The following is a 13,706-nucleotide window of genomic DNA, read 5'->3' as shown; positions in this document are numbered from 1 at the left end:
TATCAGTCCTCTCAGTCAGATTGAGTTGAGCGAAATAGACCGTCAGTGTGCCCAATGCCGATTAGTTAAGAAAGACGCAGCGTTGGCGAAGGGATAGACGTATGGGGGGCTGCGGCCGTCAGACGAGCGGCCCGCGGGGGTAACGCGTGAGCTTTTCAATCAGCTCGGCGCCGGGGATCGGCCGGTCGAACAGGTAGCCCTGGCCGACATCACAGCGGTGGCGCCGCAGAAACGCCAGTTGCTGGGCGGTTTCGATGCCTTCGGCCACGACCTTGAGTTTCAGGTTGTGGGCCATGGCGATCACCGCTGAGGTGATTTCCATGTCGTCCTGGTTGTCCGGGATTTCGTGGATGAAGCTGCGATCGATCTTGATGATGTCGATCGGGAATTTCTTCAGGTAACTCAAGGAGGAATAACCGGTACCGAAGTCGTCCATGGCCAGGGTCAGCCCCAGGCGCTTGAGCTGGTCGAGCTGCAAGTGGGTGTCTTCGGTGGCTTCCAGCAACAGGCCTTCGGTCAGCTCCAGTTCCAGCAGCCGGGCCGGCAGTTGTTCCTCCTTGAGAATGCTGGCGATGGAGGCGACCAGATCCGGGTCGGAAAACTGCTTGGGTGACAGGTTGATTGCCACTTGCAGGTTGCCCAGGCCGGCCGCAGTCAGTTGTTTGCTCATGCGACAAGCCTGACGGGCGATCCATTTGCCGATGGGGATGATCAGGCCGGTTTCTTCGGCCACGCTGATGAACTGGTCCGGGCGGATCATGCCCTTTTCCGGATGGTTCCAGCGCAGCAGCGCTTCCATGCCCAGCAGACGGCCGCTGCGCAGACACAACTTGGGCTGGTAGAACACGTCCAGTTCGTTCTGGGTCAGGGCGCGACGCAGGTTGTTTTCCACGAACAGCTTGTAGCTGGCCTCGGCATTCAGCGCCTCGGTGAACACCTGGACCTGGTGCTTGCCGTTGGCCTTGGCCTTGTGCAGGGCGAGGCCGGCGTTGCGCATCAGGGTCTGTGGATCGCGGCCGTGCAGCGGCGCACAGGCCAGGCCCACGGAACCGGTCACGCTGATCAGTTGGTTATCGACGAACATGGGTTTGTCGAGGGTCATCAGCAACTGGCTGGCAATCTGCTGCCCCGCCTCCAGGTCCGTGTCATCCAGCAGGACCGCGAATTCGTTACTGGCAAATCGCGCCAGGCTGCCACTGGGGCTCAAGCTGTTGCGCAGGCGCCGGGCCAGGCTGATCAGCAGTTTGTCACCGGTCTGGTGGCCGAGGCTGTCATTAATGCGCTTGAAGTTGTCGATGTCCACCAGCAGCAGGCTGATGGGCGAATCACTGTCGCGGGCGAAGCGCTCATCGAGGTTGCGAATGAACGCCGGCCGGTTGCCCAGGTTGGTCAGGTTATCGGTGTAGGCCAGGCGCTCGATGCGCTGTTGGGCCAGTTTGGTCTGGGTGATGTCTTCGTAAATGCCGATGTAGTGGGTCAGCTCGCGGTTATCGCCGTAGACCTTGGAGATCGACAACTGGCCCCAGTAGGGCTCCAGGTTCTTGCGTCGACTCTTGAATTCACCTTGCCAGCTATTGCTCTGGGCCAGTGCCGAGGGTGCGTCGAACAGCAGTTCGCTGAGGTTCTCCAGGGCCGGCAGTTCCGAGAGGCGTTGGCCGTGGACTTCCTCGGTGGTGTACTGGGTGATCTCGGTGAAGCTCGGGTTGACGTACTCGACCACGCCGTCGCAATTGACCAGCAAAAACGCATTGGCGCTCTGCTCCACGGCGCGCTGGAACAAGTGCAGGGCACTGGTGGCGGTGCGTCGGTTGTGGTTGTTGATGACCTGGGCGAACTGGTCCGCCAGCTCGCCGGCGAAGGCGATTTCATCCGACTGCCAGGCGCGGGTAACGCCCACTTGCTCAAGGCACAGCACGCCCACCACTTGGCCGTCGATACGCACGCTGGCGTCGAGAATGGCATTGACGTCACGAGCGCGCAGGTTCTCGGCCATTTCCCGGGTGCGCGGGTCGCGTATCGCATTGTGGGCGTCGATGGCGCGGCAGGTTTGCAACGCCTCCATGTAGTCGGGAAAGTCGTTGGCGTCGATCACCGCTGGCAGGAAATATTCCTGCGACGCGCGGTTGTAGGCGGAAATCGGTACCAGTTTGCCATCGTCCAGATTCCAGAGACTGGCGCAATCGATCTGGTAAATGTCGCAGGCGCTGCGGGTGATGAGCTCAGCCGCTTCGAGCAGGGAGTTGTTGGCGCTGTAGCGTTGACGGGTCAGCAGCAGGATCAGGTCCTGCTGGGCGCGTACCCGGTCCAGGTGCTGGAGCTGTTCTTGCTGGGCGCGCTGGTTCAGTTCCAGGGCGATCTGCAGGCGTGAATTCTGGGTTTCCAGGTCCAGTGCCGGCACGGAGGGTTCGCCTTGCAGCAAATTGTCCACCGCCAGCAGGTAACCGCGTAGCAGATGACGATTGTGTTGCTTATAGGCTTCGCCCGTCTCCAACACGTTCATCGGGCCCTTGGCGGTGTGGAGTGTGTAGCGAATCTGGTAATGCGAGGCCTGGGCCAATTGTTGCTGGATGGCGTCGTGCAACTGATAGCGCGCTTCGGGTTCCATCAAGCTGGCGTAGGGCGCACTGACCAGCGAACACAGCTCTACCGCCGGCAGGCCGAAGTGTCGCTCGCAGTTGGGATCGAGGAACAACAGTGCCCAGCTTGCTTCGTTCAGCCGTTCGAAACGCAGCATTCCGAGCCGCGAGGGCACCGGTAACTGCGTCACTACCTCGGCCGCCATACGGCTGGCGGCATCGGGTTGGCTTTTCATGGGGAAACTCGCTTCGAAAATGCTGATCGCGCCGGGCTGACGCCCTCGTTATTACGGATTGGCGCAAGGTTGCATCATTGCAGCACTGGCTGACAAGAGAGATGAAGGCCAAGTGCTATAAACCCTTTATCGGCCGACGAGAGGATTTCTCCAGTCGCCGACCGATCAGAAGGCATGGAAGATCATTGCAGGGGGATGTCGACGGTCTGCAAGGGGTTGCCATCCCGGTCGTGGAAGGTGACTTGAAGGCTCTGCGCCGTGATATGCAGGCGGGCGAAGTTGTCCTGGCTCACCACTTTGCTGGTCAGTTCATAGCGGTATTCACCGCTGTTGGTGCGGGCCATGGGCCTGTGGAAAATAAAATCCGAAGCTTTTGCAAAAGGCAGCAATTTACTGTTGTAGAACGGCGAGGAAACGACGGTGTTGACCTCGAAATCAGAATCTTCGCTGTGACGCAGGCGACTGGTCATGGAGCCGTGGACATCGCCCGAGACGAAAACCACGTTTTTGATCCGATGGCGGCGTATGGTTTCCAGCAGGCGCAGGCGTTGTTCCGGGAAGGCCTGCCAGGCATCGCCGTCATCGTGCCTGCTGTCAGGGAAGAACATGACGCTGGTCACGACGAGTTTGACCCGGGCGGGGCTGTTGATGAGCCATTGGAGCAGGGACTGCTCCTGTTTCTCGTCGAGGATGCGCCGATCGTGCGCCGACAGGTTGCGTTGCGTCCGGCTGTCGGTGACGAACCATTGGGTATCGCCGTGGGTGAAGGTGTACCAGTAGCGGGTTAACGACTTGTTTAATGTTCCGTCGCTCGACAGTTCATGGGCGGGGCCATGGCTGGCCTGATAAAGCTCATACGCGGCCATGGCATTGGCGTATAGAACATCGTCGTTACCGGTGTGCCTGGCGGGCCAGTTGTCTTCGATCTCATGGTCGTCAAGGATCATGTAGGTAGGGATGCCAGACATCAGTTTGCGGATATGCGGCTGAGTAAATACCGAGCGGTATCTGAAAAGAATGTTCTGATAGGTCCGGTCCGGTCCGATGACATTCAGGTCATCCAGATAAACCTGATCGCCGGTCATCAATACCGCGCTGATCGGTGGGTCGGCCTGCGCCACGATGCGGTTGATGCCGGCAAAGGTGCGGTCCCCAAGCCCCGGTAGCAGCGGGGTGCCGGCGGCGATTCGCAAGTAGCGACAAGAGCCCACGATATAAGCGCGTGGCGCATCGGTTTTGCTGGCCGGCGTGCGTAAGCAGTAGGTGTCGCTGGGCCATTGCAGCGGCAGCTCCTGGACGCTTTCCAGGGTATGGGTCGGGCTCAGGGGGCTGAACCAGCCGGCCTGGTATTCGTAGGCGGTATCGGGTTGAAGGCCATTCAACACGATGACATCGGACATATCGCGGTAGGCCTTCAATTGGACAAAATGCCCTTTCGACCAACGTGTATCGCCTTGGCGTCGGTGGCGAATACCGGCGAATACCCGGCTGTTGCCGCGATCGCCCCGCAGGAATATCCGGGCGTGATCCGTTGTCGTGTGGCCAACAATGGGGCCAGCGGTAGGTTTGAACATATTCGAGTCCATTCGAAGTGTTAATGGTGGAGTGCAAGCATCCAGTTGCCTGGTGGTTTGATGCTAAAGCCCGGCGCGTCATAAATATCGATAGGGAAGGGGGCGCAAGTTGTGGGTAATGACTAACTGGGGGCGTAGTCATTTAAAACTTGCGGGGTAGGAAAATGCCGGGTTGCCTGACAGACCGCCATCGCGAGCAGGCTCGCCCCAGGGGGAGATATCAGTTTCAAGTGCTATGCAGCGCCAAAAATCCATTGTGTGCGAGCCTGCACGCGATGGGGCCTGCACAGCCAACGTCCATGCACCTGGCCTGAATTTCAGGCAAAAAAAGCCCCGCCAAACGAGCGGGGTTGAGGTACGAGCGTGGCGCTCGGAAAACAGTGCTTCGAATGGCCCTCCGCAAGGAGGGCCGCCCGGAGTTACAGCAGGATGGTGCGGATGTCGCCCAGCAGGTCGCTTAGACGCTTGGTGAAGCGTGCAGCGGCGGCGCCGTTGATCACACGGTGATCGTAGGACAGCGACAGTGGCAGCATCAGCTTCGGCTGGAAGGCTTTACCGTCCCAGACAGGCTGGATGGTGGCCTTGGAAACACCCAGGATCGCCACTTCCGGCGCGTTGACGATCGGCGTGAAGCCGGTGCCGCCAATGTGGCCGAGACTGGAGATGGTGAAGCAGGCGCCTTGCATGTCGTCAGCGGTGAGCTTCTTGTTCCGGGCTTTTTCGGCCAGGGCAGCGGCTTCGGCAGCCAGTTGCAGCAGGCTCTTCTGGTCGACGTTGCGGATGACCGGTACCAGCAGGCCTTCCGGGGTGTCGACGGCAAAGCCGATGTGCACGTATTTCTTGCGGATAACAGCCTTGCCGCTTGGTGCCAGGGAGCTGTTGAAGTCCGGCAGTTCCTTGAGCAGGTGCGCACAGGCCTTGAGCAGCAGGGGCAGCACGGTCAGCTTCACGCCGGCTTTTTCCGCCACGGCTTTCTGCGCGACGCGGAAGGCTTCCAGCTCAGTGATATCAGCCTGGTCGAACTGAGTCACGTGCGGAATGTTCAGCCAGCTGCGATGCAGGCTCGACGCGCCGATCTGCATCAGGCGAGTCATGGCCACTTCTTCGGTTTCGCCGAAGCGGCTGAAGTCCACCGCCGGGATCGGCGGAATGCCCGCGCCGCCAGTGGCGCCTTCGGCCGGTGCGTTCTTGGCCTTCTGCATCATGGCCTTGACGTAGACTTGCACGTCTTCTTTCAGCACACGACCGTGAGGACCGCTTGGGCCGACGGCGGACAGCTCGACACCGAACTCACGGGCCAGCTGACGCACCGCAGGGCCGGCGTGCACCTTGGCACCGCTTGGCGCAGGCGCGGCGACAGGGGCTGGGGCCGCCTCGGCCTTGGCGGCAGGCGCGGCGGCTGGGGCCGGGCTCGCTTCGGTCTTGGCAGCAGGCGCAGCGGCCTGGGCGGGTGCGGCAGGTGCCGCAGCGCCAGCGACCTTGAGCTTCAGGATCAGGTCACCGGTGCCGACTTCGTCTTCGAGCTTGATCTCGATGCTTTCCACCACTCCGGCGGCCGGCGATGGGATTTCCATGCTGGCCTTGTCGGATTCCAGGGTGATCAGCGACTGGTCGGCTTCGACGGTGTCGCCCACCTTGACCAGCACTTCGATGATCTTGGCCTTGCCCGACGAGCCGATGTCCGGGACATGAATGTCCTGGACCGTGGCAGCGGCAGGCGCAGCAGCTGGCGTGGGAGCCGCTTCGGCAGCCGGTGCGGCGGCAGGCTTTTCAGCCGTGGCCGGGGCAGCAGCCGGGGCGGCCGCTTCAGGCGCCGCAGTGGCACCCTCGACTTCCAGCTCCAGCAGTTCGTCGCCTTCTTTCAGGCGGTCGCCCAGCTTCACTTTCAGGCTCTTGATGACCCCGGCCTTCGGCGCAGGCACTTCCATGCTGGCCTTGTCCGATTCAAGCGTCAGGATGCTCTGGTCGGCTTCGATACGGTCGCCGACCTTCACAAACAGTTCAATTACTTCACCTTCACCGCTGCCGATGTCAGGTACGCGAATGAGTTCGCTCACGAAAATTCTCCTCAGCAGTCCAGTGGGTTGCGTTTTTCTGGATCGATGCCGAACTTGACGATGGCCTCGGCCACCACCTTGGGTTCGATATCGCCACGGTCAGCCAGGGCTTCCAGGGCTGCCAACACAACGAACTTACGGTCGACTTCGAAGAAGTGACGCAGCTTTTTGCGGCTGTCGCTACGGCCGAAACCGTCGGTGCCCAGCACTTTGAATTCCTTGGAAGGAACCCACTGGCGGATCTGCTCGGCGAACAGCTTCATGTAGTCGGTAGATGCGATGACCGGACCTTTGCGGCCGTTCAGGCATTCTTCGACGTAGCTCAGCTTCGGCTTCTGGCCAGGGTGCAGGCGGTTGCTGCGTTCTACGGCCAGGCCGTCGCGACGCAGTTCGTTGAAGCTGGTGACGCTCCAGACGTCGGCGCCGACGTTGAACTCTTCACGCAGGATCTTCGCTGCCTCACGCACTTCGCGCAGAATGGTGCCCGAGCCCATCAGTTGGACGTGGTGCGCCGCTTCGCGGGTGTCTTCTTCGAGCAGGTACATGCCCTTGACGATGCCTGCTTCGACACCGGCCGGCATGGCTGGCTGCTGGTAGGACTCGTTCATTACGGTGATGTAGTAGAAGACGTCCTGCTGCTCTTCGGTCATCTTCTTCATGCCGTCCTGGATGATCACCGCCAGCTCGTAGCCGTAGGTCGGATCATAGGTGCGGCAGTTCGGAATGGTCCCGGCCAGCATGTGGCTGTGGCCGTCTTCGTGCTGCAGGCCTTCACCGTTGAGGGTGGTCCGGCCTGCGGTACCGCCGATCAGGAAGCCGCGGGTACGGCTGTCGCCGGCCGCCCAGGCCAGGTCGCCGATACGCTGGAAGCCGAACATCGAGTAGAAGATGTAGAACGGCAGCATCGGCTGGTTGTGGCTGGAGTACGAAGTACCGGCGGCAATGAAGGAGCTCATGGCGCCCGCTTCGTTGATGCCTTCTTCGAGGATCTGGCCCTTCTTGTCTTCGCGGTAGAACATCACCTGATCTTTATCGACTGGCTCGTAGAGCTGGCCGACGGACGAGTAGATGCCCAACTGGCGGAACATGCCTTCCATACCGAAGGTGCGGGCTTCGTCCGGGATGATCGGGACGATGCGCTGGCCGATTTCCTTGTCCTTGACCAGTTGCGCAAGGATCCGCACGAAAGCCATGGTGGTGGAGATTTCACGGTCGCCCGAGCCGTCCAGGATCGCCTTGAGGGTCTCCAGTGGCGGGGTCGGAACGCTGAAGCTCTTGGCGCGACGCTGTGGCACGAAACCGCCCAGTGCGGTACGGCGCTCGGCCAGGTAACGGGCTTCGGCGCTGCCTTCTTCGGGTTTGAAGAACGGCAGGTTTTCCAGCTCGCTGTCTTTGACCGGAATGTCGAAGCGGTCGCGGAACAGCTTCAGGCTGTCGACATCGACTTTCTTGGTGTTGTGCGCGGTGTTCTTCGCTTCGCCGGCGCCGGTGCCATAACCCTTGATGGTCTTGGCCAGGATGACGGTTGGCTGCTCTTTGTGGTTGACCGCTTCGTGGTACGCCGCGTAGACCTTGTACGGGTCGTGGCCGCCGCGGTTGAGTTTCCAGATCTCGTCGTCGGACAAGTCGGCAACCATCGCCTTGAGTTCAGGCGTGTTGAAGAAGTGCTCACGGACGAACGCGCCGTCCTTGGCCTTGTAGTTCTGGTACTCGCCGTCGATGACTTCGTCCATGCGACGTTGCAGGATACCGTCGACATCCTTGGCCAGCAGTGGGTCCCAGAAACGGCCCCAGATGACTTTGTTGACGTTCCATTGGGCGCCACGGAACACGCCTTCGAGTTCCTGGATGATCTTGCCGTTGCCGCGAACCGGGCCGTCGAGGCGCTGCAGGTTGCAGTTGATGACGAAGATCAGGTTGTCCAGCTTCTCGCGGCCGGCCAGGGAGATCGCGCCCAGGGATTCCGGCTCGTCGCACTCGCCGTCACCCATGAAGCACCAGACTTTCTGCTTGCCTGGCTGAATGAAACCACGGGCTTCCAGGTACTTCATGAAGCGCGCCTGGTAGATCGCCTGGATCGGGCCCAGGCCCATGGAAACGGTCGGGAACTGCCAGAAGTTCGGCATCAGCCAAGGGTGCGGGTACGACGACAGGCCGTTGCCGTCCACTTCCTGGCGGAAGTTGTTCATCTGGTCTTCGGAGATGCGGCCTTCCATGAACGCACGGGCGTAGACGCCTGGCGATGCGTGGCCCTGGAAGTAGATCAGGTCGCCGCCGTGTTCGTCGGTCGGGGCCTGGAAAAAGTAGTTGAAGCCGATGTCATACAGCGTCGCGCTGGAGGCGAAGCTGGAGATGTGACCGCCCAGGTCAGAATCTTTCAGGTTGGTACGCATGACCATGGCCAACGCGTTCCAGCGTACCAGCGAGCGAATGCGGCGTTCCATGAACAGGTCGCCAGGCATGCGTGCTTCGTGGGTAACGGGGATCGTGTTGCGGTACGGCGTGGTGATGGCGTAGGGCAGTTGCGAACCGCTGCGGGTTGCGAGTTCGCCCATACGGGTCATCAGATAATGAGCACGGTCTTCGCCTTCTTTGTCGAGAACCGATTCCAGGGCGTCCAGCCATTCCTGGGTTTCGACGGGATCGAGGTCTTGCATGGCTTGCTCCAGGGCGGAAAGGCTACCAGAATCGGTTGCCTGAGTTTGCGACTGGCCTTGTGGGCAGACGATATAAATTCTTGGATTGCCGAAGGTTGTTTCGGCGGCGTGTAGTTTTACTACAAATCGTCGGCCGTTTCAGCCTTTCGAATGTATAGACGAGTAGTAAAACTACACGTGAGCGGCTTATGGCCCCTCGTTTCGTTGTGAGAATAATCGTTACTGTTGGTCTTTGGCCAACTCGAACAGGTAAAAACTTGATGCCGGCTGCCAATAAAATCAGAATTTCAGCTATTTATCATCTTTGTTCGACAGTCGATCGGGTAGTGTCATTTGACAAAACACTACATCCAGCCTCCCCCGCGCCGATCAAGGATAGACCATGAGCCTGCCCTCGCTTGCCGAAGTACCGGTCATTCTCCAGCCATTGGTCAGCCGTGCCGAGCAGTCGTTCCGTGCGGTGGTCGCCTTGTTCGACGACGATCACGGGCTGTCGGCCTGGACCCCGCAGCGCTGGGAGGCATTCAACCGTATCGCCGCCGCCAGCGACTTTGTCATCGAGCAGAGTGTCCGTGACCCGGTGATGCTGCTGGAGCTGGTGCGCAGTGGCGAACTGGACCGCAGCCTGGCGCCGGGTGAAATGCGCGCGCAGATCGGTGCCGCTGTGCAGGCCGCCGAGACCGAAGAAGAGCTGGGCCGCGTCCTGCGCCGCCAGCGCACCCGCCAGCAGGTACGGATCATTTGGCGCGACCTGAACCGCGAGGCCGACCTGGTCCAGACCTGTCGCGACCTCTCGGACATGGCCGACACCTGCATCGACCAGGCCTATCAATGGTTGTACCAGCGCCTCAGCCAGCAATTCGGCACGCCCACCGGGCGGCGCAGTGGCGAGCCGCAGCAGATGGTCATCCTGGGCATGGGCAAGCTGGGGGCCGTGGAGCTGAACCTGTCGTCGGACATCGACCTGATCTTCGCCTACCCCGAGGGCGGTGAAACCGTTGGCGTCAAGCGACCGCTCGATAACCAGGAGTTTTTCATCCGTGTCGGCCAGCGCCTGATCAAGGCCCTGGACCCGATGACCGTCGACGGGTTTGTGTTTCGCGTCGACATGCGCCTGCGCCCCTACGGCTCGGCCGGGGCGCTGGTGCTGAGCTTCAATGCCTTGGAGCAGTACTATCAGGACCAGGGCCGCGACTGGGAACGCTACGCCATGATCAAGGCGCGCGTGGTGGCGGGTGACCAGGCAGCGGGTGCGCAATTGCTCGACATGCTGCGCCCGTTCGTCTATCGCCGTTACCTGGATTTTTCCGCCATCGAAGCGCTGCGCACCATGAAACAACTGATCCAGCAGGAGGTGCGGCGCAAGGGCATGGCCGACAACATCAAGCTGGGCTCGGGCGGCATTCGTGAGGTGGAGTTCATTGCCCAGGCATTCCAACTGATTCATGGCGGTCGCGACCTGAGCCTGCAGCAGCGTCCACTGCTCAAGGTGCTGGGGACCCTCGAAGGTCAGGGCTATCTGCCGGCCAAGGTGATCGACGAGCTGCGCCAGGGTTATGAATTCCTGCGTTATACCGAACATGCGATCCAGGCCATTGCCGACCGCCAGACCCAGATGTTGCCGGACAACCCGCAGGACCAGGCGCGCATTGCGTTCATGCTGGGTTTTGCCGACTGGCCGGCCTTTCACGAGCAATTAATGTACTGGCGCGGGCGTGTGGCCTGGCATTTCGGTCAGGTCATCGCCGATCCGGACGAAGAGGCGGGCGGCGTAAGCGAAGTGGTGGTGGGCGGCGAATGGTTGCCGTTGTGGGAAGACAGCCAGGATGAAGAGGCGGCGTGTCGTCAGTTGGAGGAGGGCGGTTTCGTCGATGCACCCAAAGCCCTCAAGGCCTTGGCCGCCCTGCGCGGCAGCCCGCAGCTGCGCGCCATGCAGCGCCTGGGGCGCGAGCGTCTGGATGCCTTCATTCCGCGCCTGCTGGCCCAGGCCGTCGAACATGCCGATCCAGACCTGGTGTTGGAACGGGTGCTGCCCTTGGTGGAGGCCGTGGCCCGCCGTTCGGCCTACCTGGTGTTGTTGACGGAAAACCCCGGCGCCCTGCGTCGCTTGCTGACGTTGTGCGCGGCGAGCCCGTGGATTGCCGAGCAAATCGCCCGTTTCCCCCTGCTGCTCGATGAATTGCTCAACGAGGGCCGGCTGTTCAAGCCGCCCTTGGCGCCGGAGTTGGCGGCGGAGTTGCGTGAGCGCTTGACGCGCATCCCCGAGGATGACCTTGAGCAACAAATGGAGGCGCTGCGGCATTTCAAACTGGCGCACCGCTTGCGGGTGGCCGCCTCGGAAATCGCCGGCAGCCTGCCGCTGATGAAAGTCAGCGATTACCTGACCTGGCTGGCCGAGGCGATGCTCGAACAAGTGCTGGCCCTGGCCTGGCGCCAGACGACCGCCAAGCACGGCGTGCCATTGCGCACCGACGGCAGCCTGTGCGATCCGGGCTTCATTATTGTCGGTTATGGGAAAGTCGGCGGCCTGGAATTGGGGCATGGTTCCGATCTGGACCTGGTGTTCATCCACGATGGCGATCCGCACGCGGAAACCGACGGCCCCAAACCCATCGACGGTGCACAGTTCTTCACTCGGCTCGGCCAGCGGATCATTCACCTGCTGACCGCCCAGACCAACTCTGGACAGTTGTATGAAGTGGATATGCGCCTGCGGCCGTCCGGGGCGTCGGGGTTGCTGGTCAGTTCCCTTGGGGCGTTCTCTCGTTACCAGGAGAATGAAGCCTGGACCTGGGAGCATCAGGCCTTGGTACGGGCGCGGGTGCTGGTGGGCAGCCAGGATGTGGGCCAGGCGTTCGAGAAGGTCCGCGTCCAGGTGTTGGGACGCAAGCGTGACTTGCCGACGCTGCGCCAGGAGGTCAGCGACATGCGCGCCAAGATGCGCGATAACCTTGGCAGCAAGGCCACCGCCGCCGGGACCGCGCCGAATGCCTTCGAGGCCTCGGCGCCCTTCGACCTCAAGCAGGATGCCGGAGGTATCGTCGATATTGAATTTATGGTGCAATACGCGGCCTTGGCGTGGTCCGAGGAGCACCCGTCGCTGGTGCGCTACACCGATAACATCCGCATTTTGGACGGGTTGCAGGAGGTCGGGCTGATGCCGGCCGAAGATGCCACGCTGTTGCGCGAAGCCTACAAAGCCTACCGCTCCGCCGCTCACCGCCAGGCCTTGCAGAAAGATGCCGGGGTGATTGCTGGCGACCAGTTCGTGGAGGAACGCCAGCAGGTGCTGCGGATCTGGCGGGAGCTGGGCCTGAGCTGAAGATTTAAATGTGCGAGCGAGCTTGCTCGCGATGACGGAGTGTCAGGCGACATTGATGTTGAATGTGCCGACCTCATCGCGAGCAAGCTCGCTCCCGCAGTGGATTTGCGGTGTTGCACCGGGCTGAAGACATAGGCAGACCCCTTGTGGGTGGTGTGTTGTAGATTAGGGCAACAGGCAACGACCTAAGCCACAGTGATTCTCGAGGCGGGGAGGCGTAGGCCTCCCCGTATCGTTTTTGGAAAGCACATGAATATTCTGATCGTTGGGCCCAGCTGGGTCGGTGACATGGTGATGGCGCAGACACTGTTCCAGTGCCTGAAGCAGCGTCATCCGCAGTGCGAAATCGACGTCCTGGCCCCCGAGTGGAGCCGGCCGATTCTTGAGCGCATGCCCGAGGTACGCAAAGCCTTGAGCTTCCCGCTCGGCCACGGCGTGCTGGAGTTGGCGACCCGTCGACGCATTGGCAAATCCCTGGCTGGTCAGTACGACCAGGCGATCCTGTTGCCCAATTCGTTGAAATCGGCACTGGTGCCGTTCTTCGCCGGCATCCCCAAACGCACCGGCTGGCGTGGCGAGTTTCGCTACGGCCTGCTCAACGATGTGCGCACGTTGGACAAAGAACGTTATCCGCTGATGATCGAGCGCTTCATGGCCCTGGCCTACGAGCCTGGAGCCGAGTTGCCCAAGCCCTATCCACGACCGAGCCTTGCGATCGACCCGGTGAGCCGTGAAGCGGCGCTGGCCAAGTTCGGCCTGAGCCTGGATCGTCCGGTGCTGGCGCTGTGTCCGGGGGCCGAGTTCGGTGAGTCCAAGCGCTGGCCGGCGGAGCATTACGCCCAGGTTGCCGAGGCGAAGATTCGCGAAGGTTGGCAGGTCTGGCTGTTTGGCTCGAAAAAAGATCACCCGGTGGGCGAAGACATCCGCTCGCGATTGATCCCGGGCCTTCGGGAAGAGTCGGTAAACCTCAGCGGCGACACCTCCCTGGCCGAGGCCATCGACCTGCTGTCCTGCGCCGATTCGGTGGTCTCCAACGACTCCGGCCTGATGCACGTGGCCGCGGCGCTGAACCGACCATTGGTGGCGGTCTACGGTTCCACCTCGCCGGGCTTCACGCCACCGCTGGCCGACAAGGTCGAAGTCGTGCGCCTGGGCATCGAGTGCAGTCCGTGCTTCGACCGCACCTGTCGCTTCGGTCATTACAATTGCCTGCGTCAGCTCATGCCGTCGTCGGTGAACGAGGCCCTGGAGCGTTTACAGGGCACTCCCGTGGAGGTCCGGTAA

At 61.4% G+C, this 13,706-nt stretch carries 6 protein-coding genes; 2 read left to right on the top strand and 4 right to left on the bottom strand.

The window, feature by feature from the left end; genetic code table 11:
• Positions 1–118 precede the first annotated feature (118 nt).
• From AACY31_RS01115 to aceE, 4 genes are all read right to left on the bottom strand, one after another.
• On the bottom strand, positions 119–2,812 hold the full coding sequence (locus AACY31_RS01115) for a putative bifunctional diguanylate cyclase/phosphodiesterase (protein WP_339478272.1): 2,694 nt from the start codon (positions 2,810–2,812) through the stop codon (positions 119–121).
• A gap of 182 nt (positions 2,813–2,994) precedes the next feature.
• Positions 2,995–4,386: an alkaline phosphatase D family protein gene (locus AACY31_RS01110; protein WP_339478275.1), complete on the bottom strand. Its 1,392-nt coding sequence runs from the start codon at positions 4,384–4,386 to the stop codon at positions 2,995–2,997.
• 419 nt (positions 4,387–4,805) lie between these two features.
• Entirely contained in the window at positions 4,806–6,443 is a 1,638-nt protein-coding gene (gene aceF / locus AACY31_RS01105; protein ID WP_339503695.1) for a dihydrolipoyllysine-residue acetyltransferase, read from the bottom strand.
• Positions 6,444–6,454: 11 nt separating this feature from the next.
• Positions 6,455–9,100: a pyruvate dehydrogenase (acetyl-transferring), homodimeric type gene (gene aceE, locus AACY31_RS01100; protein ID WP_339503693.1), complete on the bottom strand. Its 2,646-nt coding sequence runs from the start codon at positions 9,098–9,100 to the stop codon at positions 6,455–6,457.
• A 382-nt stretch (positions 9,101–9,482) separates the two neighbouring features.
• Here aceE and glnE point away from each other — a divergent pair, with 382 nt between their 5' ends.
• The gene (glnE, locus tag AACY31_RS01095) at positions 9,483–12,422 is read left to right on the top strand and encodes a bifunctional [glutamate--ammonia ligase]-adenylyl-L-tyrosine phosphorylase/[glutamate--ammonia-ligase] adenylyltransferase (RefSeq protein WP_339478283.1); all 2,940 of its coding nucleotides are present in this window, start codon (positions 9,483–9,485) and stop codon (positions 12,420–12,422) included.
• Between the two features lie 249 nt (positions 12,423–12,671).
• A complete protein-coding gene (gene waaF / locus AACY31_RS01090; protein ID WP_339478284.1) occupies positions 12,672–13,706 on the top strand; it encodes a lipopolysaccharide heptosyltransferase II in 1,035 nt (344 codons plus the stop codon).

The organism is Pseudomonas sp. RL_105y_Pfl2_101 (assembly GCF_963970585.1).
Lineage (GTDB): Bacteria > Pseudomonadota > Gammaproteobacteria > Pseudomonadales > Pseudomonadaceae > Aquipseudomonas.
The sequence above is the reverse complement of the archived record's forward strand: the minus strand, read 5'-3'. Positions and strand labels throughout refer to the sequence as shown.